At 68.5% G+C, this 26,944-nt stretch carries 22 protein-coding genes; 11 read left to right on the forward strand and 11 right to left on the reverse strand.

Translation table 11 applies throughout. The annotated features are described in order from the left end of the window. Window positions 1-158 precede the first annotated feature (158 nt). Genes ASF23_RS12510 through ASF23_RS12520 form a run of 3 tightly spaced genes read left to right on the forward strand, consistent with a single transcriptional unit; the run spans window position 159 to window position 3,504 of the window. A complete protein-coding gene (locus tag ASF23_RS12510; RefSeq protein WP_055953962.1) occupies window positions 159-1,289 on the forward strand; it encodes a zinc-binding dehydrogenase in 1,131 nt (376 codons plus the stop codon). Next, window positions 1,286-3,019: a dihydroxyacetone kinase family protein gene (locus tag ASF23_RS12515; protein ID WP_055953964.1), complete on the forward strand. Its 1,734-nt coding sequence runs from the start codon at window positions 1,286-1,288 to the stop codon at window positions 3,017-3,019. The genes ASF23_RS12510 and ASF23_RS12515 overlap by 4 nt, the downstream gene beginning before the upstream one ends. Further along, window positions 3,016-3,504 carry a ribose-5-phosphate isomerase gene (locus ASF23_RS12520; protein WP_055953967.1) on the forward strand — a complete coding sequence of 163 codons (489 nt, stop codon included), beginning with the start codon at window positions 3,016-3,018 and terminating at the stop codon, window positions 3,502-3,504. The genes ASF23_RS12515 and ASF23_RS12520 overlap by 4 nt, the downstream gene beginning before the upstream one ends. 164 nt (window positions 3,505-3,668) lie before the next feature. On the opposite strand, the gene ASF23_RS12525 is transcribed toward ASF23_RS12520, so the two are convergent. Further along, complete coding sequence (locus ASF23_RS12525) at window positions 3,669-5,138, reverse strand: FGGY family carbohydrate kinase (RefSeq protein WP_055953969.1); 1,470 nt, start codon at window positions 5,136-5,138, stop codon at window positions 3,669-3,671. Window positions 5,139-5,206: 68 nt separating this feature from the next. Here ASF23_RS12525 and ASF23_RS12530 point away from each other — a divergent pair, with 68 nt between their 5' ends. Further along, on the forward strand, window positions 5,207-6,469 hold the full coding sequence (locus ASF23_RS12530) for a multidrug effflux MFS transporter (protein WP_055953972.1): 1,263 nt from the start codon (window positions 5,207-5,209) through the stop codon (window positions 6,467-6,469). Between the two features lie 64 nt (window positions 6,470-6,533). Here ASF23_RS12530 and ASF23_RS12535 read toward each other — a convergent pair whose 3' ends face one another. After that, window positions 6,534-7,457, reverse strand: coding sequence for a L,D-transpeptidase (locus tag ASF23_RS12535; RefSeq protein ID WP_055953975.1), 924 nt, complete (start codon window positions 7,455-7,457; stop codon window positions 6,534-6,536). A gap of 73 nt (window positions 7,458-7,530) precedes the next feature. On the opposite strand from ASF23_RS12535, the gene ASF23_RS12540 reads away from it, so the two are divergent. Continuing rightward, on the forward strand, window positions 7,531-7,956 hold the full coding sequence (locus ASF23_RS12540) for a VanZ family protein (RefSeq protein WP_055953978.1): 426 nt from the start codon (window positions 7,531-7,533) through the stop codon (window positions 7,954-7,956). 43 nt (window positions 7,957-7,999) lie between these two features. On the opposite strand, the gene ASF23_RS12545 is transcribed toward ASF23_RS12540, so the two are convergent. From ASF23_RS12545 to ASF23_RS12565, 5 genes are all read right to left on the reverse strand, one after another. Continuing rightward, window positions 8,000-8,551 (reverse strand): hypothetical protein, encoded by a 552-nt coding sequence (locus tag ASF23_RS12545; RefSeq protein ID WP_055953981.1) that lies wholly within the window; start codon window positions 8,549-8,551, stop codon window positions 8,000-8,002. A gap of 86 nt (window positions 8,552-8,637) precedes the next feature. After that, entirely contained in the window at window positions 8,638-10,440 is a 1,803-nt protein-coding gene (locus tag ASF23_RS12550; protein WP_055953984.1) for a DUF4012 domain-containing protein, read from the reverse strand. 36 nt (window positions 10,441-10,476) lie between these two features. Next, window positions 10,477-11,454 (reverse strand): GDP-L-fucose synthase family protein, encoded by a 978-nt coding sequence (locus ASF23_RS12555; RefSeq protein WP_200919354.1) that lies wholly within the window; start codon window positions 11,452-11,454, stop codon window positions 10,477-10,479. Continuing rightward, on the reverse strand, window positions 11,451-12,482 hold the full coding sequence (gene gmd, locus ASF23_RS12560) for a GDP-mannose 4,6-dehydratase (protein ID WP_055953985.1): 1,032 nt from the start codon (window positions 12,480-12,482) through the stop codon (window positions 11,451-11,453). Before gmd ends, ASF23_RS12555 begins: the two co-directional genes overlap by 4 nt. Then, window positions 12,479-13,759, reverse strand: a complete 1,281-nt coding sequence (locus ASF23_RS12565; protein WP_055953988.1) for a glycosyltransferase family 4 protein — start codon at window positions 13,757-13,759, stop codon at window positions 12,479-12,481. The genes gmd and ASF23_RS12565 overlap by 4 nt, the downstream gene beginning before the upstream one ends. A 157-nt stretch (window positions 13,760-13,916) precedes the next feature. Between ASF23_RS12565 and ASF23_RS12570 the strand changes: the two genes are divergently transcribed. The 6 genes from ASF23_RS12570 to ASF23_RS18575 all read left to right on the forward strand — a co-directional run bounded on the left by ASF23_RS12570 (window position 13,917) and on the right by ASF23_RS18575 (window position 22,140). Then, window positions 13,917-15,047: a glycosyltransferase gene (locus tag ASF23_RS12570; RefSeq protein WP_055953990.1), complete on the forward strand. Its 1,131-nt coding sequence runs from the start codon at window positions 13,917-13,919 to the stop codon at window positions 15,045-15,047. Window positions 15,048-15,152: 105 nt separating this feature from the next. Continuing rightward, complete coding sequence (locus ASF23_RS12575; RefSeq protein WP_055953993.1) at window positions 15,153-15,731, forward strand: acetyltransferase; 579 nt, start codon at window positions 15,153-15,155, stop codon at window positions 15,729-15,731. Further along, window positions 15,728-18,052: a glycosyltransferase gene (locus tag ASF23_RS12580; RefSeq protein ID WP_055953996.1), complete on the forward strand. Its 2,325-nt coding sequence runs from the start codon at window positions 15,728-15,730 to the stop codon at window positions 18,050-18,052. Before ASF23_RS12575 ends, ASF23_RS12580 begins: the two co-directional genes overlap by 4 nt. Before the next feature lie 82 nt (window positions 18,053-18,134). Continuing rightward, window positions 18,135-19,358 (forward strand): hypothetical protein, encoded by a 1,224-nt coding sequence (locus ASF23_RS18365; protein WP_156364498.1) that lies wholly within the window; start codon window positions 18,135-18,137, stop codon window positions 19,356-19,358. Continuing rightward, the gene (locus tag ASF23_RS17885) at window positions 19,355-20,881 is read left to right on the forward strand and encodes an O-antigen polymerase (RefSeq protein ID WP_162236767.1); all 1,527 of its coding nucleotides are present in this window, start codon (window positions 19,355-19,357) and stop codon (window positions 20,879-20,881) included. Before ASF23_RS18365 ends, ASF23_RS17885 begins: the two co-directional genes overlap by 4 nt. A 467-nt stretch (window positions 20,882-21,348) precedes the next feature. After that, window positions 21,349-22,140, forward strand: coding sequence for a glycosyltransferase family 4 protein (locus ASF23_RS18575; protein ID WP_162236769.1), 792 nt, complete (start codon window positions 21,349-21,351; stop codon window positions 22,138-22,140). A 102-nt stretch (window positions 22,141-22,242) separates the two neighbouring features. On the opposite strand, the gene ASF23_RS12590 is transcribed toward ASF23_RS18575, so the two are convergent. From ASF23_RS12590 to ASF23_RS12605, 4 genes are read right to left on the reverse strand one after another with little or no spacing between them, the layout of a single operon-like run. After that, window positions 22,243-23,760, reverse strand: coding sequence for a sugar transferase (locus tag ASF23_RS12590; protein ID WP_235510883.1), 1,518 nt, complete (start codon window positions 23,758-23,760; stop codon window positions 22,243-22,245). Continuing rightward, window positions 23,747-24,730: a hypothetical protein gene (locus ASF23_RS12595; protein WP_055954002.1), complete on the reverse strand. Its 984-nt coding sequence runs from the start codon at window positions 24,728-24,730 to the stop codon at window positions 23,747-23,749. The genes ASF23_RS12590 and ASF23_RS12595 overlap by 14 nt, the downstream gene beginning before the upstream one ends. Next, complete coding sequence (locus ASF23_RS12600; RefSeq protein WP_055954006.1) at window positions 24,727-25,383, reverse strand: arsenate reductase/protein-tyrosine-phosphatase family protein; 657 nt, start codon at window positions 25,381-25,383, stop codon at window positions 24,727-24,729. Before ASF23_RS12600 ends, ASF23_RS12595 begins: the two co-directional genes overlap by 4 nt. Continuing rightward, the gene (locus ASF23_RS12605; RefSeq protein WP_055954009.1) at window positions 25,380-26,825 is read right to left on the reverse strand and encodes a polysaccharide biosynthesis tyrosine autokinase; all 1,446 of its coding nucleotides are present in this window, start codon (window positions 26,823-26,825) and stop codon (window positions 25,380-25,382) included. Before ASF23_RS12605 ends, ASF23_RS12600 begins: the two co-directional genes overlap by 4 nt. Between the last annotated feature and the right edge of the window lie 119 nt (window positions 26,826-26,944).

The following is a 26,944-nucleotide window of genomic DNA, read 5'->3' on the forward strand; positions in this document are numbered from 1 at the left end:
CCGGGCGTGTCGGAGTGCGCCGGACGGCTGCTCAGAAATTCTGTTCTCGACTTCTGTTCCGAGAGGTGTATCGTCACTCACGTCGCGAGGACGCGACAGCCGTGTTCGTCGCGATGCAGCGACCCCGCGGCAGGACGAGACCAACGGAGGCCTGACCCATGTCCACGACCATCTCCCCCACGCCCTCGGGCACGGACACGATCCCCACCACGATGCGCGCGGTCGTCGTCCACGGCCCCGAGGACTACCGCCTCGAGGAGCGTCCGGTCCCGGTCCCCGGCCCGGGCGAGCTGCTGCTCAAGACCGACGCGGTCGGTGTCTGCGCCAGCGACCTGAAGTGCTACCACGGTGCCGCGAAGTTCTGGGGCGACGAGAACCGCCCCGCCTGGGCCGAGAAGGACCGCATCCCCGGTCACGAGTTCGTCGGCACGGTCGTCTCCGCCGGAGACGGTGCACTCGACAAGCGCGGCCTCGCGATCGGCGACCGGATCGCCTGCGAGCAGATCGTGCCGTGCTGGGAGTGCCGCTACTGCCTCGAGGGCGCGTACTGGATGTGCGCCGTGCACGACATGTTCGGGTTCAAGGGCTACGACGGCGCCATGGCCGAGTACGTCCTCGTCCCGACGCAGGCCCTGACCCACCCGGTCAAGCGCGACCTCCCCGGCCACGTCGCCGCGTTCGCCGAGCCGCTCTCCTGCGCCTTCCACGCCGTCGAGCGCGCCGAGATCAAGTTCAACGACGTCGTCGTGATCGCCGGCGCCGGGCCGATCGGCCTCAGCGCCATCGCCGGTGCCCGCCAGAAGAACCCGCTCAAGATCATCGCGCTCGACGTCGTCCCGGAGAAGCTCGCCCTCGCCGAGAAGGTCGGCGCCGACATGACGATCAACATCGCCGAGCAGGACGCGGTGTCGATCATCAAGGAGATGACCGGTGGCTACGGCGCCGACGTCTACATCGAGGCGACCGGGCACCCGTCCGCCGTCCCGCAGGGCCTCAACCTGCTCCGGAAGCTCGGCACGTTCGTCGAGTACTCGGTGTTCAAGGACGCCGTCTCCGTCGACTGGTCGATCATCTCCGACGACAAGGAGCTCGACATCCGCGGCGCGCACCTCGGCCCGCACACCTGGCCGGCCGCGATCAAGCTCCTCGAGGCGGGCACCCTGCCGATGGACGAGATCTGCACGCACCAGTTCCCGCTCGAGCAGTTCCAGGAGGCGCTCGACCTGGTCGGCGACTCGTCGGGCGGGTCGGTCAAGGTGTCGATCATCCCGAGCATGAGCGCCCGATGACGACGATCCACGACGACCCGGAGGACTTCGCCGACGACCAGTTCGCCGGATGGCTCGCGCTGTACGCCGACCGGGTCCGCGGGGTCCACGGTGGTGCCGTCGCACTCCGCACCGCCGACGCCGCACCGCAGGTCGCCGTCGTGATCGGCGGCGGCTCCGGCCACTACCCCGCGTTCTGCGGCACGGTCGGGCCGGGGTTCGCCACCGGCGCGGTCGTCGGCAACGTGTTCACCTCGCCGTCCGCGGCGCAGGTGTACTCGGTCGCCAAGGCCGCCGACCAGGGCCGGGGCGTCGTCCTGAGCTTCGGCAACTACGCGGGCGACACGATGAACTTCGGGCTCGCGGCCGAACGGCTGAACGCCGAGGGCATCGACACCCGCATCGTCATCGTCACCGACGACATCGCGTCCTCGGACGACGAGTCGAAGCGCCGCGGGATCGCCGGGGACTTCTCGGTGTTCAAGGCCATGGGCGCGGCCGCAGCGGAGGGCGTCGACCTCGACGAGGTCGAGCGGATCGGGAACGCCTCGAACACCGCGACCCGCACGCTCGGCGTCGCGTTCTCCGGGTGCACCATGCCCGGCGCGGACACCCCGCTGTTCAGCGTGCCGGAGGGTCATCTCGGGCTCGGGCTCGGCATCCACGGCGAACCGGGCATCGAGGACGTCCCGATGCTCCGCGCGAAGGACCTCGCCGACCTGTTCGTCGACCGGCTGCTCGCCGACCGGCCCGCGAACGCCGGCACTAGGGTCGCGCCGATCCTGAACGGGCTCGGCGACACGAAGTACGAGGAGCTCTTCCTGCTCTGGCGCCACGTGGCCGCGCGGCTCGCCGACGCGGGCATCACGACCGTCGAGCCCGAGGTCGGCGAGATCGTCACGAGCCTCGACATGGGCGGCTGCTCACTGACGCTGCAGTGGCTCGACGACGAGCTCGAGCGGCTCTGGCGTGCGGACGCGTACACGCCCGCCTACCGCAAGGCCGCAGCCCCCGTCGCCGCGCTGGTCGTGCCGAGCGACGACGACCTCGCCGACGACGCCGAGGACACCGTCCCCGACGCCACTGACGCGGCCCGGCACGCGGCCGACACCGCCCGCGCCGTCCTCGCCGCGATGCACACGCTCCTCCGCGAGAACGAGGAGGAGCTCGGCCGGATCGACGCGGTCGCCGGCGACGGTGACCACGGACGCGGGATGCTCAAGGGCATCGGCGCGGCCACCAAGCGCGTCGACCGGATCGGCACCGAAGCCGGGGTCGCCTTCGTGCTCGGCCGTGCGGGCGACGCGTGGGCCGAGTACGCCGGTGGCACCTCCGGCGTCCTGTGGGGCGCCGCACTCGAGTCGTTCGGGCGCTCGCTCGGGGACTCGCGTGACGAGTACACGGCGGCCGACGTGGCGGACGCTGCGACGGCGTTCGCGGATGCGATCCAGCACCTCGGTGGCGCGGGGCGCGGCGACAAGACGCTGCTCGACGCGCTCCTGCCGTTCGTCGACGAGCTGCACCAGCGTGTCGGGGCCGGGGAGGGCCTCCCGTCCGCCTGGAAGGCCGCCGCGGAGGTCGCGACCCGCGAGGCGGAGGCGACCAGGGAGCTCCGCCCGAAGGTCGGGCGCGCCCGACCGCTCGCCGAGAAGAGCATCGGGACGCCGGATGCCGGTGCCACCTCGATGGGCATGATCCTCACCACCATCGGCGACGTCCTCGCCGACCGTACCGAAGGGACACACGCATGAGCGACACCACCTACCGCGTGATCGTCGGATCCGACGACGCCGGCTTCGAGTACAAGGAGGCGATCAAGGCCGACCTCCTGCAGGACCCGCGCGTGTCGAGCGTCGTGGACGTCGGCGTCGACGCGGACGGCCACACCGCCTACCCGCACATCGCCGTCGACGCCGGTCGGAAGATCATCGCCGGCGAGGCCGACCGGGCCATCCTGATCTGCGGCACCGGGCTCGGTGTGGCGATCTCGGCGAACAAGGTCCCCGGGATCCGCGCCGCGACCGCGCACGACTCGTTCTCGGTCGAGCGGAGCGTCCTGTCGAACGACTGCCAGGTCCTCTGCATGGGCCAGCGTGTCGTGGGCATCGAGGTCGCCCGCCGCATGGCCAAGGAGTGGCTCGGGTACGAGTTCGACCCGACGAGCCACTCGAAGGAGAAGGTCGACGCGATCTGCGCGTACGACGGCAGCGCACCCGTGGGGACCGACGCGGCCTGACCCGCAGCGTGCCGGTGGCCGTCGGCCGGTCGGGGAGGTGTCGTCCGCCTCCTCGACCGCCCGGCGGCCATCGTCATGCCCGCCCGGCGATCATGCCCGCCCGGCGATCATGCCCGCCCGGCGATCATGCCCGCCCGGCGATCATGCCCGCCCGGCGGCCGTCGTCACGTCCGCTCGGCCAGCCGGTGCACGACGTCCGCGGTGTCCCGGTAGAGCTGCCGGAAGTCCCGGTACCCCTGCTCGTACGCGGCCGTCGTGGTCGGGTCCGGCACCAGGACCTCGGCCGTCGGGTTCCACTCCGGGAGCGAGACCGGCTCGACGAGCGCCGCCGCGAGGAACGCCGACCCGAACGCCGCCCCGACCGTGACCGACGGGATCGTCTGGGGCAGACCGCAGACGTCGGTGACGATCTGCGGCCAGAGCCGACCGAGCAGCCCCCCACCGGCGCCGACGAGCGACCCGACGTGCACCCCGGACGCCGCGAGGACCTCGAGGTTGTGCCGGACCGCGAACGCCGTCGCCTCGAGCACCGCACGGTAGATGTCGCCCCGCGTGTGTCGGATGGTCAGCCCGGCGATCACGCCGCGGGCGTCCGGGTCCGCGATGGGCGTGCGCTCCCCCGCGAAGTACGGCAGGACCGCGAGTCCCTCGGCCCCGACGCCGGACGCGGCTGCCTCGTCGAGCAGCTCCGACCACGTTGCGCCGGTCAGTCGCTTCAGCCAGTCGGTGATGGCGCCGGACGTCGCCATGCCGCCGGCGACGCTCGCGTGCCCCGGCGAGGTGCTCGCGGTCGTCCACATGCCGGGGACGTGGTGCGGCTCCGCGATCGGCACGATCATGAAGGTGGTCGACCCGTACTGCAGGAACATCCGGCCGGGCTGCTCGACGCCGACGCTGACGCCCTCCGCCCAGGCGTCGATGGTCCCGGCTGCCACCGGGATGCCGGCCGGGAGGCCCGTGGCCGCGGCCGCCGCGTCCGTCACGACACCGGCGCACTCACCGGACCACAGGAGCCGCGGGAGGGCGAGCCCCGGCGCGAGGGTCTCGGCCCACGGCGCGATCCAGTCGTTCTCGGTCAGGTCGTACAGCGGCGTGCACTGGCTCGCCGAGTGGTGGTCGAGCACGTACTCGCCGGTCAGGCACTCGACGATGCGGGACGACGGCATCGTGAAGCGCGACGCCCGTGCCCAGACGTCCGGCTCGTTCCTGGCCACCCAGGCGAGCTTCACGCCCGCGGCCTGCGTGCTGAGGTCGGAGCCGCACCGGGCGCGGACGGCCTCGATGCCGCCGAGCTCCGCCGTGACCTCGTCGAGCATGTCCGCGGTGCGGGTGTCGACGCCGTAGAGGATCGCCGGGCGGACCGGACGGCCGGCATCGTCGCTGAGCAGGACGCACGGCCCGATGCCGCTCACCCCGACCGAGCAGACCTCGGCGTCCGGTGCGAGCGTCAGGAGCTCGTGCGCGAGCACGACGAACTCGTCCCACCAGAGGTCGCCGTCCATCTCGACGAGGCCCTGCGCCGGACGGTCGACGTCGTGCGGGCGGGTCGACTCGGCGACGACCGTGCCGTCGAACGCGACGAGGAGCGCCTTCGTGCTCGAGGTCCCGACGTCGAACCCGAGCGCCACACGCATCCGCCAGCCTTCCCTCGGTGAATGTCCGATCCTACGCGCGGGGTCGCCCGGGTCTATCGTCGGGCCGGATGAGCGACGACGCCCCGCCCTCCTCCGCCGAGGGCGCACCGGACCCGCGGACCGCGTGGACCAGGCGCCGCGGTCCCCTGCTGACGCTGGCGCTCATCGTCGGGATCTCGCCGTTCGCGACCGACCTCTACATCCCCGGCCTGCCGGCGATCGCGGACGACCTCGGTGCGTCGACCGCGTCGGTGCAGCTGACGCTCACGGCCTTCCTCGTGGCGTTCGCGGTGGGGCAGTTCGTCGTGGGTCCGATCAGCGACGGCGTCGGACGTCGGCGCATCCTGCTGGGCGGGACCGTCGTCTTCACGCTCGCGAGCATCGTCTGCGCACTCGCCCCCGACGTCGGGACGCTCGTCGCGGCCCGCATCGTGCAGGGTCTCGGCGGTGCGGCCGCCGCGGTGTCCGGACGGGCGATGGTCGGCGACGCCGCCACCGGGACGGTGCGGAGTCGGCTCTACGCGACGCTCGCCGTGGTGAACTCCGTCGGCCCGGTGGTCGCGCCGCTCGTCGGTGGTCTGGTGCTGTCGTTCTCGTCCTGGCGCGCAGCGTTCGTCGTGCTCGCCCTGCTCGGTCTCGTGCTCACCCTGGCGGCCGCCCGCCAGCTGCCCGAGACCCTCGTGGCCCGGACCCCGGGCGGGAGCCGTCCCCGGATGGTCGTCGGTCGGATGGCTGAGCTCCTGCGGATCCCCCGGTTCCGCTGGTACCTGGTCACGGGATGCACGGCGACGATCGGCTTCTTCTCGTACATCGCGACGTCGTCGTTCGTGTTCCAGCAGCAGTACGGCTTCGGGGAGGGCCTGTACACGCTCGTCTTCGCCTCGAACGCGTCGTGCATGATCGTCTCGACCCTGGTCTTCCGTCGGATCGTCGGCCGGTTCGACGAGGACCGTCTCTACACGATCGGGCTCACCGTCTGCACCCTCGGGTCGGTGCTCGTGCTGGTCGGTGCGACGACCGGGGTCGGTCCGGCCCTGGTGTGGCCCGCGCTGGCCGCCGTGACCGCGGGCTGGGGCTGGGTGATCCCCGGTTCCGTCACGCTCACGCAGGCGCTCGGGCACCGACACCCCGGGACCGCGTCGGCCCTGGTCGGCGGGCTGCAGTTCGGGCTCGGCGGGCTCGCCACCCCGCTCGCCGGAGCGCTCGGCGGGACCGCGACCGCGATGGGGGCGCTCATGCTCGGGTTCCTGGCGGCCGGTCTCGTCGCCCAGCTGTGGGCGTCGCGGCCACGGGGTGGCGACCTGGTCACCGGCGGTCCGCTCCCCCGGTGAACCCCGCCGCACGTCGGCCGGAGCCGCCCGTCAGCGGAAGCCGCACGTCGGCCGGAGCCGCCCGTCAGCGGAAGTCGATGGCTGTGCCGACCGGCAGCTGCGCGAGCGCGTCCGTCATGGCGGCGGACACCCGGACGCATCCGTGGGAGCTCCCCGTCGGGTCCGGGTAGAAGTGCAGCGCCGTGAGTGCCGCGTTCCCGCCGTAGGACGGGATCCGCGACGAGTGCGCACCCGTGAGCGCGATCGGGTGGCCCTCGGTGTACCCGATCGTCGGGTCGACGTACGAGGCCTCGAGGTAGGTGGAGGTCGCCGCGGGTGTCGGGTCGTCCGGGGTCCCGAGTCGCGCGCTCTCGGTGGTGCGGACGGCGCCGTCGCGTCCGACGATCGACACGGTCGAGGCGGCGACGTCGACGTGGACCATCTCGGTGACCGCCGTCAGGGTGAAGTCCGCAGCGCGGGCCCATGCGAACGTGGCACTCGGGGCGTCCGCGACCCCGCCGTCGCCCGGCGTGCGGTTCCGTGCGGGGGTGGACACCAGGACCATGCCGCCGTCCGCGCCGTCCGACACACCCCAGACCGCCGTCGCCGCCGGTCGGTTGATGGTCGCGACGGTCGAGGCGAGGGTCGCGACGGGAGCGGCGTCGGCCGCGGGTGACGCGAACAGGGCGACGAGCGGTGCGCGCGGTGTCGCGATCTCCCACTGGTTCGCGGGCTGCACCGTCGTCCCGTCGAGCAGCTGCGGCACGACGGCGTCGTGGTAGGCCAGCGGCAGCGTGGCGAGCGCCTCGGCCGAGGGCGCCGCCGGGATCGCGGCCGGTGGCGGCGTCGTCCGCGTGGCCGTCGGTGACGGTGTCCGATCGGGTGCCGCGGTGCCGGCCGCCCGCGGGGGCGCTGCCGAGGCGTGCACCACGACGAGCACGATCACGACGACGGCCACGAGCAGGATCGCGCCCGCCGACCAGAGCCATGTCCGCTGCGTCCGCGTCATCCCCACCTCCGTCGTCTCGTCAACGCTATCCCGCCGGCCATGCCCACCGCCGCCGATCCCCTAGGTTCGGAGGATGGAGCGACGGCTGCGGCGGGGTGAGTGGGTCGGACTCATCGCCATGGCGGTCGCCGGCGGTCTGATCCTGTTCTGGCCGACACCGGTGGACGCCTCGGTCGACCCGGTCCTGGAGCGCGTGCTGGCCGCGCTCCATCGGCACGGGGTCCCGGGGTGGTTCGACTACGACGTCGTGGAGTTCAGCGCCAACGTGCTGCTCTTCGTCCCGCTCGGGGCCTTCGTCACGTCGGTGCTCGGCCGACCACTCTGGTGGGCGGGCGGTGTCGTGGGACTCGCAGCGTCCCTCCTGGTCGAGTTCACGCAGGCGGTGTGGCTCACCGGCCGCACCGCGTCGGCGGCCGACGTCCTGGCGAACACGCTCGGTGCGCTGCTCGGCGGCGCACTCGTCACCGTCGCGCTGCGACGGCGCCGCCCCCGGACATGACGAGACCCCCTGGCCGATGGCCAGGGGGTCTCGAGGAGTGGTGCTACGCGGCGTTCCGCTGGCGGCGGACGAGGCCCATGACGACCATGAGCGCGACGCCGAGGGCGATCGCTCCGCCGGCTGCCCAGCCGACGAGCGCCGGCACGGTCGAGCCGGTGAAGGCGAGGCCGGTGCCGGGGTTGGTGGCCGAGGCGGCTGCGCCACCGGCGGCCGAGGGGACGACGGTCAGCGCCGTGGTCGCGACGTTGCCGGAGGTCGCACCGGTCGCGGTGAGCGAGTAGGTGCCCGAGCCGCCGACGGGGGGCGTGACCGCGATGGCCAGCGAACCGTTCGAGGACGCGGTCTTGGTCGCGCGGACCGTGGTGGTCGGCAGTGCGCCGATCGTCGCGGCTCCGGCACCGGTGACCGTGATGTTCACGGTCTCGTTGCCGACGAACGCGCCCGCTGCGATGTTGACGGTGGTCGTGCCACCGGCGACGACCGAGTTCGACACGGTGACCGAGCCGGTCGGCACGTAGCCGGCGGCGTTGGCGGCCGTCGGAACGGCGATGAGTGCGGCCGCGGCGATCACGACAGCGGTGATGAGCTTCTTCATGAATGTCCCCAGAGGTGAGTGCCAAGGCCGCCGGACGACCCCTGTCGGTCGGCGACGCGAATAGCGAAGTGCTCTCAGGTTACTGGTCATTCACAGGACAGTGCCAGGGGTTTTGTAACATTCGCGTGAACTCCGGGCGTCGACTCGACGCTCACGGTGGACTTGGCGGCGCGCACCGGACCGAGGTACTGGATTCGAACGGTCGTGCTTTCCCCCGGTGAGAGGCGGGTTTGGAGCTGCACGACCGGGTACTTGCCGTCGGTGGCCGTCTGCGGTGCGGCCGGCTGTCCGTCCCGGGTCGCGCTGAGGAACACCCCTGAAGTGGGGGCATAGACCAACAGGTTCGTCTGCACCTGGCCGGGAGGGACGCCGAACGCACCACCGCCGGTCACGTACTCGGGGAGGCTGGTTCCGGCATCCGCCGGTGCGGTGTTCTGCAGGGTCACGTCGACCGTCCAGGTCGGCCGCCCGTCGGCGCGGCACACCTGGCTGCCGACGGCGATCTGCTCGGTGAGGTAGTAGTCCATCTTCGCGCCGGTCGCGTCGTTCAGGTAGACGCCGAAGCGGGACTCGGCGTCCGTGCTGGTCGGCAGCTCGCCCGCGATGGCGGTGCCGCTGATGGTCCGCTGCTCCGCCGGGTCGGCACTCCAGAGCAGCACGCGGCGCTCGTCCACGCCCGTCGTCAGGGCACCGATGAAGGCCTTCGGGTCGAAGTCGCCGGACGCGACCTTGGTGAACACGGCGCCGGCGGCGCTCGCGAAGAAGGCGTCCTGCACCGTTGGGTCCGGGTACTTGGCGTACGCCTCGCTCAGCAGGAGCGACGCCGCGTTGTCGGCGGTGAGCGTGTCGCCGGTGGGCAGCGTGACGGGACCGGTGGCCTTGAGGATGTAGCCGAGGGTCACGGGGTCGAGCGTCAGGACGCCGTCGACCTCCTGCCCGTACTTCCGCTTCCACATCTCGCGGGCGAGCTTCGCACTGAGGTCGAAGCGCGGCGTGAGGGTGACGTCCTGCATGTACTGGCCGGTGATGTCGCCGTAGAGGCCGCGGGTGTCGGTGGAGAGCGGGAGGACCGAGGGGTCGAACATGCCGATCCCCGCGCCGGACGACTGCTGCTGCAGTTGGAGCGATCCGTCCTCCGCGTGCACGTACGCCACGGCGCCGGGGATGCCACCGCCCGCGCGCAGCTCGGCGTTGTTCTGGAACAGCAGCAGGTAGTTCTTCGGGCCGTCCGCGCCGAGCATCGCCGGCGCGAGGTCGACGGCCTTGTCCGCGACGACCGCCTGCCGGCTCGTCGTGGTGAGCGTCGCCACGAGCTGCCCGACCGCGTCGTTGACCGCGCCCACCGTGCCGGAGGTGTCGATGTCGGAGGCGTCCTGCAGCGCGCGGTCGAGCGTCCTGGTCGCCCGGTCGACCGGCTTCTGTGCGCGCACCAGCGGCTGCAGGTCGATCTTGCCGCCGGTGGGTCTGAACTGGGACACGTCGACGTCGTCCAGGACTCCGACGGCAGGCTGCACCGCGTTGTCCGACACGTCCGCCACCACCGCGGCGACCTGTCGGACGGCCCGGAGGTTGGGGCCGGCGAGCGGGACGAACTCGACCATCCGCCAGACCGGGTCGCTCGTCAGGTGTTCGGCTGAGGTCGCCCGATCGCGGAGCTGTCGGACGGTCGACGTCGCAGCGGCGGTGTCGCCGTGGGTGATCTGCGTCCGCACGGTCGAGACGAGCGCGACAGACTGCTTGAGGTCGCGGGCGGCCATCGCACCCCGGACACCCACCCACAGCACGGCTGCGACGACGAGGAGCACGAGCACGAGGACGGCCCAGAGCACCGGCCTCGTGCGGGTCCGAGACTGCGACTGCGAGCGTCCCGACTCCGGGAGGTCGGACATGTGCTCATCTTATGGGGGTGGTGATCGCGGTCGCGATCACTCCCGGAGGTGTGCCGAGTTCTCCCGGTACCACTCGATCGTCGAGCGGAGACCGTCCTCGAGCCCGATCTGCGACGTCCACCCCGCGTCGGCGAGCTTGGTCACGTCGAGGAGCTTCTGCGGTGTGCCGTCCGGCTTCGACGAGTCCCACTTCGTCTCGCCCTCGAAGCCGACCACGGACGCGATCGTCTCCGCGATCTCCTTGATCGTGACGTCCGTCCCGGTGCCGACGTTGACCTGGGCGGGACCGTCGTGGTGCTCCATCAGGTGCAGCACCGCGGCGGCCAGGTCGTCGACGTGCAGGAACTCGCGACGGGGTGCGCCGGTGCCCCAGTTCTCGACCGTCGACGCGCCGTTCTGCACGGCCTCGTCGTAACGGCGGATGAGTGCCGGGAGGACGTGCGAGCCCTTCGGCGAGAAGTTGTCGCCCGGTCCGTAGAGGTTCGTCGGCATCGCGGAGATCCACGGGAGCCCGTACTGGCGTCGGACGGACTGGACGTGCATGATCCCGGCGATCTTCGCGATCGCGTAGGCGTCGTTCGTGGGCTCCAGATGCCCCGTCAGCAGGGAGTCCTCGCGGATCGGCTGCTCCGCGAACTTCGGGTAGATGCACGACGAGCCGAGGAACATCAGGCGCTCGACCCCGGCGTCGACCGCGGCGTCCATCACGTTGACCTGGATCTGCAGGTTGTCGGTCAGGAAATCGACGGGGTAGGTGTCGTTCGCCAGGATGCCGCCGACCTTGGCCGCGGCGAGCACGACGTAGCGCGGCTTCGTCTCGGCGAGGAACGCGGCGACCGCGGCGCGGTCCTTGAGGTCGAGCTCCGCCGACGTGCGGCCGACGAGCCCCGTGAACCCGAGGGACTCGAGGTGACGCCAGATCGCCGACCCGACGAGGCCGCGGTGCCCGGCGACGTAGAACGTCGCGTCACGGTCGAGCGGACCGGCGGTGAAGTCGACCGACTCGGCGCTCACTTGGTGCCCCAGCTCTCGAGCTCGACCTTGTCGATCCACGGACGACCAGCGGACTCGAGCGCTTCGATGTCGGCGTCCACCATGATCCGGGCGAGTTCGGCGGTGTCGACGGTCGCCTTCCAGCCGAGCTTCTCCTCGGCCTTCGAGGCGTCCCCGACGAGCGCGTCGACCTCGGATGGACGCAGGTACCGCTCGTCGAACTTGGCGTGCTCCTGCCAGTCGAGCCCGGCGTGCTGGAACGCCGTCTCCAGGAAGTCGCGCACCGTGAAGTTCCCACCGGTCGCGAGCACGAAGTCGTCCGGCTCGTCGACCTGGAGCATCCGCCACATGCCCTCGACGTACTCGGCGGCGTACCCCCAGTCGCGGACGGAGTCGAGGTTGCCGAGGTAGACGTCGTCCTGCCGACCGGCCTTGATCGCGGCGACCGCGCGGGTGATCTTGCGTGTCACGAACGTCTCGCCACGGCGGGGTGACTCGTGGTTGAACAGGATCCCGTTCACGGCGAACATGCCGTACGCCTCGCGGTAGTTCCGGGTCACCCAGTAGCTGTAGACCTTGGCGGCACCGTACGGCGAGCGCGGCCAGAACGGCGTGTCCTCGTTCTGCGGTGGCGGGGTCGCGCCGAACATCTCCGACGACGACGCCTGGTAGAAGCGCGTGTGGATCCCGGACATCCGGACGGCCTCGAGCATCCGCATCGCGCCGACGCCCGTGGTGTCGCCGGTGTGCTCGGGCTCGTCGAACGACACCCGGACGTGCGACTGCGCGGCGAGGTTGTAGACCTCGTCCGGCTTGAGCTCGCCGAGCAGGCTCACGAGCCGCGCACCGTCGCTGAGGTCGCCGTAGTGCAGGAACAGCTTGGCGGTCGGGTCGTGCGGGTCGACGTACAGGTGGTCGATCCGCGACGTGTTGAACGTCGAGGCCCGACGGATCAGGCCGTGCACCTCGTACCCCTTGCGGAGCAGGAGTTCGGCGAGGTAGGAGCCGTCCTGGCCGGTGATGCCCGTGATGAAGGCGCGCTTGGTCATTGGTTCCCCAGAGTGCGAGAGGTGGAGGTCCGTCCCGAGGGCCGAGCGGCGCCGGAACGGAGATCGGCGAGGATCTGAGCATATCGATCCATCGCGGCCCCCTCGGAGAGGTGCTCGCGGCGGAACGCGAGCCCTGCGCGCCCGAGCGAGTCCGCCCGGGCGTGGTCTGCTCCGAGCTGTTCGGCCGCGTCGACCAGCGCTGCGGGGTCCCCGGCGGGCACGACAACTCCCCCGCCGGCGCGGAGCACCTCGCTCTCGGTGACGCTCCCGGGGTCCGTCGCGGCCAGGACCGGGCGACCGGCGTTGAAGTACGACGTGAGCTTGCTCGGGACGGCCATGCCGGCCACGCCCGGCTTCTCGTTGACCAGCAGCACGTCGGCGGCCTGCAACACCGCCTGGAAGTCCTCGTCGGGGAGCGAGTCGACGATCTCGATGGTCGGGATGCCCATCGAGCTGCCGACGAGCGCCTCGCGCTGACTCCCGCCGCCGATCATGACGAACCGGACCCGACTCGACCGGAAGTCAGCGAGCTTCGCCGCCTCGATGACGTTCGAGAGCCCCTGCTTCACGCCCATCGCCCCCGCGTGCACCACGACGATGTCCGAGTCGGTCCAGCGGAAGCGCGCGCGGACGGCGGCACGGTTGATCGAGGGCCGGTCCTGCAGGTGGGTCCAGTTCCGGACGACGACGGTGGAGTCCTCCGACCCGCCGAGGTCCGCGAGCACGTGGCTCCGGAACCGGTCGTGGATGACGGCGACGACGTCCGAGTGCCTGATCGTCCAGGCCTCCACGCGTGCCATGACCGCGGCCACTCGGCTCGAGCCCTGCCCGGTCTCGGTGATCCCCAGCGAGTAGAGGTCCTGGATCCACGTGAGCACCGGCGTCCGGCGTCCGGTGAGCCGCAACCGCATGATCGTCATCGCGCTCGCGAACAGGCTCGGGGAGACGAGCACGATGACGTCCGCTCTCCCCCACCAGGCCGCCACGGCTCGGAGCCCGAAGCTGATCTCCGACAGCAGCCGCAGGACGCCCCGCGGCCGCTGCGGCACGAAGTGTCGCCTCCGGGAGACCCGCACTCCGTCGACAACGCGGGTGTCCGACCACTTGGCGCCGAACGGCAACGTCCAGCTCGGGTAGTGCGGATGCGTCGTGATGACCCTGGTGCGCCAACCCCGCGCAACGAGGCCACGGGCGAACGCTGTCGTGTACGGAGCGATGCCGGTCGTCTCGGGCGCGTAGTTCAGACCAACGATGACGATGGTCCCTCGGGTTTCCACCCGGGCGACGATAACAGGGCGGGACGACGATGAGGGCGCTGTCCTCCGGGGCGGAACAGGCGGGATCCCGGACCCGAGTCGGTCGCGCTGAGCATTCTCACAGTTGTGGGTGGATACGGTCCTCCCAACCGAACGGGGTGTGAGCAACGTGGCTCGAGTGACGATCGTGCAGCCGTACGTGCCCCAGTACCGGGTGGCGCTGTTCGAGCTCGTGAGTGCAGGGCTCCGCCGACACGGACACGAGTTGTCCATCGTCACCGGGACGCCGGACGGAACACAGGCTTCGCGCGCAGACGGCGCCATGATGTCCGAGCAGCGGTCGTCCACGCGCGAGCACTCGTATCGACTCGGTGCTCGACACATCAGATCGGTCACGACCCGGGCCGACCTCCGTGACGCCGATGCGCTGGTCGTCGAACTCGCAGCCGGATCCCTCGACACTCTCCGCGCGCTGCTTCCCCCGCACCGCGCTCCCGTTGCGGTCTGGGGTCATGTGGGCGACTACGTGGTGCCCGGTTCCCGCATCGGCCGAGCCGCCAAGCAGTGGCAGGTGCGAACAGCTGACCACGTCTTCGCCTACACCGAGTCGGGGGCGGCGCAGGCCGTGGCGTGGGGCGCTCGGTCCGACGCCGTGTCCACGCTGAACAACACGGTGGACCTGACCGCGCTGAGCACGGCGGTCACCGAGGTCCGCGCCGTCGCGGCGAGCGTGGTCCGTCGCGAGCTGGAGGCACCGGACCGCCCGACCTTCGCGTTCATCGGAGGGGTCGACTCGGTCAAGCGAGTCGACATCCTGGCGGAGGCGCTCCAGCTCCTCCATGACCAGGGAGAGCAGGTCCATGTCCTCGTGGCCGGGGAGGGGAACGAGGATCATCTCCTCGCACCCGCGGTCCACCGGGGCCAGGTGACCATGCTGGGTCGTGCCGATGACGACTGCAAGGCCCGGATGGCGCGGATCTCCCTCGCACTCCTGAACCCGGGGCGGGTGGGCCTGATCGCCCCCGAGTCGTTCGTCCTCGGCCTGCCGATCATCACGACGACCGGCGCTCGACATGCTCCGGAGTGGGACTACCTGGAGATCGGTGTCGACAGCGACATGGTCGCCGGGAACGGTGCGGCGTTCGCAGCGGCCGTGCGGCGACTCGTCCGGGAGCCAGAGCGCACCGCCCGCATGCAGCACGCCGCGCTGGCGAAGGCCGGCATGCCCTCACTCACTGCGATGGCAGACACGTTCGTGCAAGGCGTCGTGACGATGCTCGACACGCGTCCCTCGACCTCTCCGCACTGAAGCAGGCTCATCTAAGCTGCTCCCATCGCGCACCGTTCTCGGTCGCGGATCAGCAGCCCACACCGGGCAGCATCAGGGGAGACCGTGGATCAGGACGACACCCGTATGCCAGAAGTGCCGGTCGTCAGCCTCGCCGATGCGCCGGGGGAACGCCGGTCATGGGACCGCCCCGTCGCCGTCGTCTACCTCTGGTCGATCGTCGAGCTCCTGCTGGTCACGAACCCGTGGCAGATCAGCTCCTCCTTGCGTGTCCGCGCGCTCCGGTGGTTCGGTGCGGACATCGGCGACCACGTCACGTTCCGGCCACGAACCAGGGTCCGGTTCCCGTGGAAGCTGCACATCGGTGCGAACTCGTGGATCGGCGAGGGCGTCTGGTTCCACAACCAGGACCACGTCCACATCGGCCATGACGTCGTGATCTCGCAGGAGACGTTCCTCACCACGGGGAGTCACGCCCACCGACACGACATGTCGCTGATCACCCGACCGATCAGGATCGACGACGGCGTCTGGGTGACGTCGCGGTGCATCGTGCTCGGCGGAACACACATGGGCCGCTCCTCGCTTGCCCGGCCGATGTCCCGCGTGAGCGGCGACGTCCCGCCGAACACCGTGGTCGACGGCGTGCCGGCGCTTCCGGTCGGCACGCGGTTCCCCGCCGAGGACCGGCGTCACCGACGATGAGGATCGTCCAGTTCGTCTCCTACGTCTCCGCCGACGGAGCGTTCGGCGGACCAGTCGCGGTCGCTGTCGCCCAGGCACGCGAGCTGGCGCGCCGCGGTCACGACGTCGTGTTGCTCGCCGGGTGGGACGGGGGCGCCGAGCTCCGGGTCCCCGGCGTCAAGGTCGTGCTGGCGCGAGTCCAACGCATCCCTGGTCTCGGGTTCAGCGGACTGCGGTCCCGCGGAGTCCGGACCTGGCTGGCCGACAACGCTGACCAGATCGACGTCCTCCATGTCCACGCCGGTCGCCACCTGATCGATCTCGAGGTCGCACTCGCCGCTCGTCGTCTGGGCATCCGGTACGTCCTGCAGACCCACGGCATGGTGATGCCCGGCGGCGGTCCGCTCCCCCGGGTCGTCGACGTCGCGTTGACCGCCAGAGCGATCGACGGAGCGGCAGTCGTCCTCGCGCTCACCGACGCCGAGGACCACGCGTTGCGCACACAGTTCGAGCACGCCGCGGTCGCCCGGATCCGGAACGGTGTGGAGGCCCGCGAGTCGGACATGTGGATCCCGTCTGCAGACCGGCAGGACGAAGTGGTGTTCCTGGCACGCCTCCATCCCCGGAAGCGAGTCCTCGCGTTCGCCGAGATGGCGGCGTCCGTCAGCGCCGAGCGGCCCGGAACCCGGTTCGTCGTCATCGGCCCGGACGAGGGCGATCTCGAGGCACTGCGGTCGTACATCACCGAGCACCCCGACGTCCCGATCTCCTACGAGGGGGCGCTCGCACCCGGTGCCGCCGCCGAGCGCCTGTCGACCGCGGCGGTCTTCGTCCTCCCGAGCTTCGGCGAGGTCTTCCCGATGACGGTCCTCGAAGCCATGTCTGCCGGTACACCGGTGGTGCTCACCGAGGACTGCGGCATCGCCGACGAGCTGCGTGGGCTCGACGCCGCGCTGGTCACCGACGGGTCCCCCGAGGACCTCGCTCGGGCTGTCCGGTCCGTGCTCTCGAGCGGCGACGCCCGCAGTCGGCTCGAACGAGGGATGCGGAACGCACTGGCCGGCGCGTTCTCTGTGGCAGCTGTCGTCGACACGCTCCTGCAGCACTACAGCCCGGGAGCGCACCGCCCCCGGCGTCCGTCCGTCGTGTGGCTGACCAATGCTGCGCCCCCGTACCGCGTGCCGGTCTGGAACGCTCTCGCGCAGGACACCGACCTCGATGTCTGGCTCCTGGAGACGGACGAACACCTGCAGCGCGACGACAACAACCGTGGCGACGACTGGGCCGTCGGCGATCGCGAGTCCCCGTACACGACCACGTTCCTCCGGAGCCACGTCGTCCGCCGAGGCGAAGCACGTCACTACGTCACGGGTTGGATCCGCCCGTCCGCCCTCCGCGGCAGGGACGCGATCCTCATCGGTGGGTGGGACTCCCCCGCCTACTGGATCGCTTCGTGGTCCGCCAAGCTCGCCGGCGTGCGTCGCGTCGGCTTCTACGAATCCCACCGGCTCTCGCAACAGCACACCGGCGGGATCGTCGCGCGCGTCCGGCGGGCGTTCTTCCGGAGCATGGACGGGGTGGTGGTCCCCGGGATCGCCGCACGGGATACGCTCCTCGCCGAGGGCGTCGACCCGGATCGCATCAGCGTCGGCTTCAACGCCGTCGACGTCCAGACGATCCACGATCGCACGTCGGCCGCGCGCGCCCGTGTTGTCGAGCCCACCGGCCCGGTGGGCCGCCGTCTGCTGTGCATCGGGCAGCTGATCCCCCGGAAGAACGTTGCCAGCCTCATCGAGGCGCTGGCTGCGCCAGAGCTCGAGGAGGCGACCCTGACCGTGATCGGGACGGGTCCCGACCGTGAGCCGCTCGAGCGCCTGGTCGCGCGCCTCGGACTGGAGGAACGGATCACGTTCGCCGGGTACGTCCCGTCGTCAGCGCTGCCCGACTTCTTCGCAGTCCACGACGTGCTCGTACATCCCGCACTCCAGGAGGTCTGGGGACTCACCGTCAACGAAGCCCTGGCCGCAGGTCTGACCGTCGTGGTCGGGGAGCACGCCGGCGTCACCCCGTCTGTTCGCGGGATGCGCGGTGTCCACACGACCGGGGTGTCGGCATCCGAGCTCCGCCGCGCCGTCCTCGGAGCCATTCCCGCAGAGCCAGTGAACAACCCAGAGATGCTCCGGCATACGCCCGAGGTCTTCGCGGATATGTTCTTACGGTCGATGCTGATCACCCGCTTTGATAGCCCATACCATCCCGCCGATCTACGCAGAATGGTAATAGTCCGAAATCACGGTCACCAGACCTGCAGCAACGATTCCGGTTCAGCAGCCCCCGTCTAGGACATAATGTCTTCCGCCCCGGATACCACCGCGAGATAGAAACCAGATGGCACCCCTAACAACCGCCAGTTCGCTCACAAAAATGGTTGAGTTCACGAAGAAGCCTGCCGGGAAGATCGCGATCGACAGCGCGATCACAGCCGGAATCAACGCCGCTCTACTCATTGTGGGTTCTCGGTTCTTAAAATCGGCCGACCTGGGGCCGCTCACAATGATGCAGCTTTTCGCGTCGTCAGCAGTTATCCTTCAACGTTCCACACTTCTTTCGCCGGGACTTTCGGCTCGTCGTGCGCTCGGAGCAGAAGCCATAATTCCGCTGCGATGGGCTGTGGCATCCGTGCCCATTCTTACTTTGGTTGTCGTGTCGATCGCGCCATTGGCCATGAACGCCACCCAACCTCGTTGGCAGGTGCTACTGGTCTGCGCAGCATTCACCGCATCCTTGCTCTTTCAAGATTTTGTCAGATACGTGTTCATCTCCCATGACTCTGCAGGATTAGCGATTCGCATGGACTTTACATGGTTGGTATCAACCGCATGCCTCGTAGCCGTACCACTGCTACACCCGTCTTGGATGCTGCTCTCCACAACATGGGCAACTGCAGCCATCTCGTCCGCGGTACTCGCCGCTGCGACAGCGCACAGACGATTACGGACACCTCGGCTTGCCGTGAGGCTACGTGACACTCTCAAACTCGGTCGCTGGGGTGGTCTTGACAACCTTATGTCGATCATCGCGAATCTCGCCCCGATGGTCGTGACAACCTTGGTCCTCGCTACTCCCCTTGCCGCCTCGTACCGAATTCTCCAAACAGCGCTCGGGCCACTCAACATCATCAACACTACGTTGATCGTGACATTTGGCCTCGACAGCTACAAACTCACATCTGTGAATGAACTGAAAACTCTTGATCGCCGCGTGCGCAAGTCTGCGACCTACTTAGCCATTGGATCCGTGATCTACACCTCAGTAGCCTTTTTCCTAATTTCCAGCCTCGCGGGTATTGATTACAAAACCGCCGTTCGTGTAGGTGTGGTCCTAGCCATCGCTGCGCTTCTCGGCGCCGCAACAACCCCAGCAACTGCGGCCGCGTCCGCTCTTGGATACCAGGCAATCGGTGTAGCAATCAGGGTATTCGTCGTTGCAGCTTCTCTTCTAATCAGCTGGGCCGCAGCAATCGGCGGACCGATCCCTTGGGATGATCCAATCGGCGCCGTTTCAATTCTTGCGGCGACCCTCGGTCTCGCCGGATGGGGAACCGGTTATATATTTGCTGCTCGACGGGAAAGGCTGCTGCTCACATGACCAAACTCCCGCAGTTCGGTCTCATATCAGCACTGGCTGTATTGGTCGCTACGGTTACGATGCTCGTGATCTCGATCGCCGACAGTTCGCCTCCAAGCGGCCAGGCGGCCCTCATTGGCATTTTGGGCGTGACGGTCGGACTCGTCATAGTCTTTATTATGCAGGTCCGATTTCCCCCACTCGGATCTTTTGCCATATATCTCTACTCGCATACCGCGATCTTCGTCATGCGCCCAGGTTACAATTCAATCTGGCAGGACGGCCGAAATATATTCGACCGATCGCAGACTGGGGAACCGATGATCAACGCAGGCCTGATCGGAGCATTCGGCTTCATTTGCGTAAGCCTCGGCTATGCTCTGAATGCGCCCGCTCGTCGCGCCGAGCGTTGGAAATCGACGGATTCGAACGTGGCCTCGTCCAAACACCAGTTTGAATGGGAGCCGCTGCACAAGAAACGAGAACACGCACTCGTTATCTTATGCGTGCTGACCTTTATCGCCGGTGTCTCGCTATATCTGCAGTACATTCAGCAGATCGGCGGGTTTCGAAGCTTTTTATCGATTAACGCCGGCCGCTCAGCCGAATTGACGCAAGCATTGGCAAGCTCGTCCGGGTATTTAGTGTCGGGGTTACTTTTAACTCTGGGCACGTCACTACTGCTGTTTACATACGGCTTGGCGCAGAAGCGCCGGCCATATGTCGTGACAGGCGGACTTTTCTTACTAATTGCAACGCTTCCGCAGCTGATGACGGGTAGCCGTTCAGTATTCGTACCATTAGCACTCTCGCTTTTGCTCATAATAATGCGTACTAGGCCACGACTCATCACGTGGCCCCGGGCTCTGTTATTTGGATTTCCCGCGTTTGTCCTTCTTTTTGTCGCTCCACGAATACTTCGAAGCGAAGTCACCGCATCGAACACGTTCTTGGATGCGCTGAGAGAATCGTTCTCGGTCAGAGCAATCATGGACGGATTTTTCGGTGGGTTTGATACCGCCATGATCGATGCATTCGCATTACAGATCGGCGCTCAATCGTCGGGCCGGATCCCATTCGCCGGAGGTTCGACCTATCTCGCAGCGATCCTCGCGTTCGTTCCACGGAACTTCTGGCCAGCAAAGCCACTCGCTGTTGATACCATCCTGAACCAGACTCTTTTCCCGGACACCGCAGCGAAGCACATCGGATTTTCGTTCGGCATATATAGCGAGCCGTACTTCAACTGGGGAATCATCGGAGTCGTACTGGTTGCGATCATCTTTGGTATTTCGTTAGGTAAGCTAGATAGATGGCTGACCAGTACGTCGTCCATCATCATATTTGTCGCAGTTGCTCTCTTCGCTGGTCAGGTTTTTACGTTAGTTCGAGGTAGTCTTTCTTTTGACTTGCAGCGGGTTCTCGTACCCCTAATTCCACTGTGCCTAATTTGGTTTATGGCCAAGGTGCTGACTCCGGGATCTGGGGACGCGCATCTCAATAGGATAACTAGGACTGACTTACAAGAAGAGCTGAGTTCATGATACGTGAGATCCCGAGTGTTGCGGTCTACAACTCCGGCACGCACCCAGAGCCGCCGTACTGGGCGGCTGCCGCAAATCATGCAGGCCTACGTTGCGCTTATCTGACGTCGACGTCGTTCAAGTCGTCTTCTGCACTTATGCGCTTGGCGCGCTCCTCCCTTATGGCTAGGACTCCAATTGGCGCAACAGTTCTTCGGCGAACGCTCCCGGTTTCTATGGACGGTTGCGAGGTGGTCGGCGTTAGCCGGATGCGAGCGCTGTCCGAACAGCTCCGCCAGGCCTTCGGAGCGGAGGGGGACGATCTAGTAGATGCGCGGATGACCGCGTTTCGGCGCTCCTCAGCACGTTGGACTCAGCGGAACGGTCCGAATATTATAGTTGCACAATACACTTCAGCGCTGGGCGCATTTGAATCGCAACCAGGCACGCGCAGAGTTCTGTTGTATCCGATCGCTCACCACGACTGGATGGCCGATGAGCTTGAGATCGAGGCACAGCGCAATCCTTCCTGGAGGGAGTTTCTGCAGGGTCGATATTCGCCACCAGCGAAGAAGTCTCTTTTAGATCGAGAAATTGAGTTAGCATCATCGATTGTCGTTCCTAGTAATTTTGCGAAGCAAAGTTTCATCGAGCGCGGCGTTGATCCATCGCGCTTGCACGTCATTAGTTTGGGAGCTACATCGGTAGATCCTGCCTTGCATGACCGGCCGGGCGGATTTCGACCATCGCAAAAGCGAGGATCTGCTTTGAGGGTGTTGTTTGCTGGTCAGGTCAATCAACGTAAAGGTATCTCGTATCTCCTCGAGGCCGTCGCGAACCTGGGTAAACACGTCGCTGAGCTTGAAATAATTGGACCATCTACGGAACGTATGCGAGAACGTTTGCAGGCCTACCGTGAGAACGTGGTTCTTTCTTCGCCGGTGCCGCGCAGACAATTGATGCAGGCGATGGGACACGCGGATGTGCTTGTCCTACCCAGTCTCGCGGAGGGCTTTGGGCTAGTAGCCTTGGAGGCAATGGCAATGGGCACACCCGCCGTCGTGACTGAGAGGACCTTCGGGACTGACGTGATCACCTCCGGAATCGATGGTTGGGTGGTCGAATCCGGGTCAGCACAAGCCCTGGTGAAAGTTCTTCAAAGCCTGGCCGACGACCGTACTCTGCTCGCTGCCGCAGGTGTGGCTGCGAAGTCGACCGCCACTCGATTCACGTGGGACCGGTATGCCCGCAGCGCGGGTGAGTTCCTCATGACGCCGTAGGGACGAATTGCTTTGCCGAGGAAGCTAGGCAGGTCCCGCGCGTTCTAACAAAGTGATTCCGGACCGCAGCTCATCGAACCGAAACCCAGCCTCGACACCGCGTCAGTATGCCCCACTTGATCGTGCGACTGCCTTTGCAGTCCGCCACAGGATGATCAGGTCTGACGTCATCGACCAGTTCTCCACGTAGTACAGGTCGAGGCGCACGGAGTCCTCCCACGACAGGTCGGACCGCCCGCTGACCTGCCAGAGCCCGGTCATCCCCGGCTTCACGAGGAACCGACGGTGCACGTGCAGGTCGTACCGCTCCACCTCGCGCTGCAACGGCGGCCGGGGCCCCACGAGGGACATGCTCCCCGCCAGAACGTTGAACAGCTGAGGCACCTCGTCGAGGCTAAACCGGCGCATGAAGCCGCCGATCCGCGTCACGCGGGGGTCGTCCCGCATCTTGAAGAGCACGTCGTTCCCCTCGGCCCGGTCGAGCGTGCTGACCTCCTGCAGGCGGTCCTCGGCGTCGACGACCATCGAGCGGAACTTGATCATCCGGAACGGCTTGCCGTTGAGGCCGACGCGGGGCTGCAGGAACAGGACGGGTCCGCGGGAGCCGAAACGGATCGCCAACGCGAGGACGAGTAGCAGCGGTGAGAGGACGACGACGAGCACGCCGGCGCCGACGACGTCGAACGACCGCTTGACGTAGAGCTTCCGTCCGTCGTAAGTCGGGGTCTCGACGTGGATGAGCGGAAGGCCCTGCACGGGCCTGGTGTGGATGCGGGGACCGCCGATGTCGGTCAGGCTCGGCGCGACAACCAGGTGCTGCCGTCCGGGCTCGAGCGCCCAGCTGAGCTCCCGGACCCGGTCGGGCGGCAGGTCGTCGGAGCTCGTGATGACCACGGTGTCGGCACCGGAGCGCTCGAGCGCCGACGGGATCTCGCCGAACCCACCGAAGAACACGAGCCCCTCGTCGAGCTCCGCGGCGCGGGACGCCGGCACCGCAGCCCCGACGACGCGGTAGCCGGCCTCGGGCTGGCGGGCGAGCTGCCGCGCGAGGTGACGGACGGTGTCCACCGAACCGACGAGCAGCACCTTGGCCGAGTACCGGCCGTTCATGCGCTGGACGACGAGCCACTGCCGCCACATCCACCGCGAGAACAGCAGGACGGCGATGCCGAGGGGGAACGCGATGAGGACGTACCCGCGGGCGAGCTCGACGTGGAACAGGAACGCCAGGATCGCGAGCAGTCCGAACACCCGTCCGCTGGCGTCCGCGACGAGCCGGTACTCGGAGCTGCCGACACCGATCACCCGGTCACCACGGGTGTTGTAGTAGCCGAGCGCCGCCATCCACAGCAGGATCACCGCGAGCGAGACCGCGGTGTAGCTGATGGTCGCGTCGTTCGGGTTCGTGTCGCTGTTGGTCGCAAGGTTCGACCAGAGGCCGAGCCAGGCGATCTGCACGCCGAAGACGACCCAGACGATCACGAGCAGATCGGTGACGACGAGCCGTCGCGAGTACGCCGTGCTCCACCCGAGGGTGGACGGGTTCGCGCCCTCCGACCGGCGCCCCGAGACGGCCGCGGTCATCGTCGTGCCGTCCCCGGAGCGGTCACCACGTGGCACCGCCGTCCTTGGACACGAGCACCTGGTCGCCGCTCCACACCCACATGGACTTGCCGTCCTGCCCGACGGCGACCGCCCCGCTCGTGGTGGTCGCCGGCGCACAGCCGACCGCCGTGGGGGTGCTGCTGCGGGTGATGCTGCCGGCGTCCAGGGTCTCGATCGCGATGCCGTCGCACCCCGCCTGGCCGACCCGTGCGACGGTGTACTCCGTCCCGCTCGTCGCGACCGCGCGGAGCCCCGTCATCGGGACCATGACCCAGGGACCGGAACCGTCCCTCCAGGCCAGTACGTCGGCGCAGACGACGGCGGTGCCGTCGTCACCGTCCACCACCTGCCGGGGTGTCGTGCACGGCGCGTCGGCGGTGGTGCCGTCGCCGAAGCGGATGCCCTGGTCGGTCAGCGTCGCCGGCGCGGCGCCCGCATCCGCCGCCCAGAACCGGCCCGACGTGAACGACGCGATGCCGGTGGGCGTGCAGGACGCGCCGACACCGCCGTGCACCGTGGTCTTCGTGCTCCCGGCCGAGAGTGCGCTGACGCTCCGCAGGTCGAACGACCCGAAGTCGACCGCCTTCCAGGTGTCCCCGCCGTCGGTCGACCGCTCGACGGACGCCGCGGCGTCGGAGCAGGAGCCGGCCGTGGCACGCCACGCGGTGGTGCCGTCGACGACGGACAGGAACCGGCGCTCGTCCGCGGTGACGGCGGACGTGTCGCCGCCGGCAGCACCCGGGAACGACGTCGCGGTCGGGGACGGCGTCGCGGCCGCCGAGGCGGTCCCGCTCGGCGTCGGGCCGCTCGTGAAGGTCGGCACCGGACCCGGCGTGCCGTGGTCGGCGGGCGCGGTCCGTCCGACCGCCACCGCCACGAGCACCACGTCGACGACGATCAGCACGACGACCACGATCGCGACCCAGAGGAGCGTCCGGCCGGTCAGGGCACCACCGAGGGTGCGCCACCGGTCCCGCGCGCTCACGACCGGTCCCCCTGCCGCGCGACGGCGCTCCGGACCGCGTCCGCGATGACGTCGACCGCTTGGGCGATCTCGTCCGCGACGCGCTGGTGCGTCTCGGCCGACCGACGGTACGGGTCCTGCACGTCGTCCGCGTCCTCGTTCGCGACCGGCGGCACGTAGGAGCGCGCGATCGCCATCGCGCCGACGAGCGTCGGCAGGTCGGTCACGCGCACGCGGTCCCGCTCCTCGAGACCGATGATCAGGCGTGCCGCCTGCCGGACGGTGAACGTCGTCCTGGAGGCACGGGGCAGCATCCGCACGACGGCCGCACGGTGGGAGCGCTCCGCAGTGAGCACGAGATCCGCCGAGGCGACGAGCGCCTCCGTCAGGGGTGTCGAGCCGTGCGCGGACGGGTCCGCGCCGAGCCGGGTGGACTGCGTCGCCGCGTCGTGGTCCATCGGCGCACCGTGCTCGGCCTGGGTGCCGGCGGACCGGATGGTGATGCTGCGCAGCGCGGTTGCGGCGTCTGAGTCACGACCGGCGTCTGCGGCGGTGGCGGCGTCGGTCAGTCGGGCCCGGAGCAGCTGCTCAGCGAGCGGGGAGCGGCAGATGTTCCCGGTGCAGACGAACAGGATCGTGGACGCCGGGGGCACGCCAGGTCCCGTCGTGGTCATCGAGTCGCTCGTCGCATCGGCCCGAAGCCGCTGGGCTTCTTGGGCGTCTCGACCTCGTTCTCGTCGTTGTTCTCGTCGAGCCCGTACCCGTAGGCGTAGCCGTAGCGCCCGTACCCGTAGGCCCCGGGGCCCTTGGTCGGCATCATCGTGAGCACGAAGCCGGCGACCGGCGCACCGATGTTCTCGAGCGCGCTGACCGCGCCGGCGAGCTGGTTCCGGTGGGTCTTGCCGGCGGCGACGACGACGAGCGCCCCGCTCGCCTTCTTCGCGAGGATCGCGCCGTCCGTGACGGGCAGCAGGGGCGGTGCGTCGAAGAGGACGAAGTCGTACTCGGTCTCGAGCTGCTCGATGAGGAGCTGCATCGTCCGGGAGCCGAGGAGCTCGGACGGGTTCGGCGGGATCTTGCCGGCGGGGAGCACCCGCATGGTGCCGCGTCCCCACGGCTGCGCCGCGTCCTCGATGACCGCGCGGCCGATGAGCACGTCGGTGAGGCCGACGGCACCCTCGATGTTCATGTACGTCGCGATCTTCGGGCGGCGGAGGTCCGCGTCGATGAGGATCACCTTGTAGCCGGCACTGTCGAGCGCGATGGCCAGGTTCGCGACCGTGGTGCTCTTGCCCTCGGACTCGACCGACGACGTCATCACGAAGGTGCGGGCGGAACTGGCCTCGAGGTCGAGGAACTGCAGGTTCGTACGGAGGGTCCGGAACGACTCGGCCCGGGGGCTCCGGGGGTCGGCCTGCACGATGAGCGGCCGGACCGACGCCTTGCTGTCGAACGCGATCCCGCCGACGATCGGTGCGTCGCTGATCCGCTCGACGTCCTGCTCGGTGCGGACCCGGTTGTCGAGTGTCTCGCGGAGCACCGCGATCCCGACGCCGAGCGCGAGCCCGACGAGGAGCCCGAGGATGACGTTCACCGGGACGTTCGGGCTGACCGGCGCCGATGGCACCTGCGCCTCCTGCACCCGGGTGAGCTTGACGGTCGAGCCGCCGTTCTCGCTGGTCGACTCGATGTTCTGCACCACGTTCGTGAGGCTCTGCGAGGTCGCGTTCGCGATGTCGGCCGCCTGCACGGGATCGGTGTCCGTGACGTTGATCGTGATCAGCGTCGTGTTGAGCGGGGCATCCGCGGAGACGAGCGTGGCGAGCTCCCCCGCCGTCATGTCGAGCTTGAGGCTCGAGATCACCGGCAGGAGCACGATCGGCGTCGTCACCAGGTTCGAGTACGTCAGGACGCGCTGCTGGGTGAAGGTGTTGCCCTGCGCGAGGTCGGCGGCGCTCCCGCTCGTCTCGGTGGACACGAAGACCTGCGCGGACGCGGCGTACTCCGGCTGTTTGACGATGGAGTAGCCGGCCGCGGCTGCGACTCCGACGAGTGCGAGCACGAGGATGAGAACCCATCCCTTGCGCAGCACTGTGATGTAGTCGCGAAGCTCCACAGCTCCATGCCTTCCCCGAGATGTCCGTTGCGCCGAGGCCCTTGATCGATCCCTGGGATCGCACTCAGCAGGGAAATACTGCCACACGCGTGAGTCACGCTCGTTTCGACGCGGCCGTC

This window comes from Curtobacterium sp. Leaf261 (genome assembly GCF_001422205.1).
Lineage (GTDB): Bacteria > Actinomycetota > Actinomycetes > Actinomycetales > Microbacteriaceae > Curtobacterium.